The organism is Bacteroidota bacterium, assembly GCA_034723125.1.
Taxonomy (GTDB): Bacteria; Bacteroidota; Bacteroidia; order CAILMK01; family JAAYUY01; genus JAYEOP01.
Map to the genome: position 1 here is coordinate 1 of JAYEOP010000110.1, position 2181 is coordinate 2181.

The 2181-nt window shown below is 30.2% G+C and carries 2 protein-coding genes; both read right to left on the bottom strand.

Features of this window, described 5'->3' with window-relative positions; translation table 11 throughout:
* Positions 1-1042: glycosyltransferase family protein (locus U9R42_03305; protein ID MEA3495044.1), on the bottom strand; the 1042-nt coding region annotated here is incomplete at its 3' end.
* A 356-nt stretch (positions 1043-1398) separates the two neighbouring features.
* On the bottom strand, positions 1399-2181 hold a 783-nt coding region (locus U9R42_03310), incomplete at its 5' end, for a thioredoxin-like domain-containing protein (protein MEA3495045.1).

Below are 2181 nucleotides of genomic sequence, written 5' to 3' on the forward strand. Positions count from 1 at the left end.
CTTTGTTTATCCAAATTTTAAAATCCCTATTTGGCTTATATAAGTTGCTAAATTGAATAAACTTATCAATATTAAAAAATGTATCGTAAATACCTGCTCCTGAATTATAAGCATCTCTTGAATTAATAAATTGCTCTGCATGATTCTGTACTGGAATCATCAATGTTGGCTTAGCAAGATACATGGCTTCACAAATTGATTCAAAACCTGCTGTTGTAATCAATCCTTTTGATGATGAGAGTAACTTTAAAAACTTATTATCATCCAATTTACAAAATTCAAGATTCTGATTTATCCTTTTATTTTCCTTATCCCAAAAAACATAAAGTTTAATAGCTGCATTCTTTTTATGCCAATTAATTATTTCTCTCGCATAGCCGGAATTTAAAATGTATACAACAAAATAATCGCCATTATTTACCGGGATTTCAAATATTTCTTTTCGTAACAATGGAGGAATAACTATAAGCTTTTGTTTTAAATCATCTTTTAAATCGCTGAAACTCAAAGCTAATAATTTTGTTGAACCTAAAGTACTAAGCTTATTAATAAATAATAATGAAGCTTTTGAGAATTTACTGATTTTAGGAAATTCAAAGTCAGTATGCTTGTAAATATATTGATGTGCAATAGAAATTATTGGTATTTTCGGACGAAAAAATAAAAAATATAAGCCAGTGAGTGTCTCATGAAAATTTAAAATTACATCTGCTTCTGATTCTTTAATTTTGTTATTAATTATTCTAAGTTGGAAAAAGAATTTAGGTATTAAAAAAAGGTTTAGTAGGAGCGAAGCAAAAAGATTGATTCTTTTATCATTTTTATCTCTTTTAATATTTGGGCTATAAAATCTGCAAACAGAAGTTTTGATTTTATTAAAAAAATAATCAGGAACATTTCTATTTTTACTTTTTCCAAGAAGAACAATTTTTACTTCATGTCCTGCATTGGTAAGCATTTCATAAGCAGTAATTGCCTGAGTCAAATGTCCTCTGCCTTCTCCCTGAACAATAAATGCAATTTTTAATTTGGATTTATTCATTAGCACAAAAGTAGGTTTTTTTATGTTTATGCGTGTATTTGTTTATATTTTCTCGCAAAGACGCAAAGAACGCAAAGGAAATAAAAAAAAGTCAACCTTATTCGCAAGCACAGACTGCTTACTGGAGACTGCTTACTGAAGACTGCTTACTGAAGACTGCATACTAGAGACTGCTTACTGGAGACTGCAGTAGGTTTTTTTATGTTTATGCGTGTATTTGTTTATATTTTCTCGCAAAGACACAAAGAACGCAAAGGAAATAAAAAAAAGTCAACCTTATTCAGGCAAGCACAAACTGCTTATTGGAGACTGCTTACTGAAGACTGCATACTGGAGACTGCTTACTGAAGACTGCCTTACTCTTCCTTCTTCCTATTAGCTTTTTTCCGCTTCTCAAGAGTATTTATTATTTCTTTAATATCTTTAACGGAAATTCTTTTTGCTTCAATTATGTGGTTTTTATTGAGAAGATAAATTACAGGTGAACTATGAATATCGTATAACACACGGAAGTTTGTTGAGTTTCCGGGATCTGATAAATTTATCCAATTAAAGTTATTTTCATTAACATAATCTTTCCATTGTTTGAGGTCTGTTCCTAAGAAAATAGCAAATACTTCAAGTGAATCTCTATCTGTTTTATTGTAGTATTTTTTTAATATTGGTAATACTTTTCTACAATGTCCACAATCATAATCCCAAAAAATTAGAACAGAGTATTCGGAATATGTATCAAAAATAGAATGATATGTACCGGAAGTATCTTTCATTACTAATTCTTTGGCTTTCATGCCGATTATGTTGTTACTTAGTTTTGCAACTCTATCCCATATTTTTGCTAATTGAGTAGAATCCGACCAGTAAGCAAGTCCGCTAAGGTAATATCTTTCAGCAAGGTGTACAAAAACTTCATCCATGCCCATATATTTGGACTGGGCATATTTATTAAAAAGTTTTATTAGTGTATATTTAAAAAGCTGTGTGTCGGAAAGTGATTTATCAATTACACGTGCTGCTGCAAATTTCAATGAATCGGGATGACGGATTGTAATTCTGTTCATAAATTTATTGACTTTTGCATCGTATAATGGTGTACGTAGCATTCTGGCATCAGAAAAATCAATATTATCGAAAAAGTG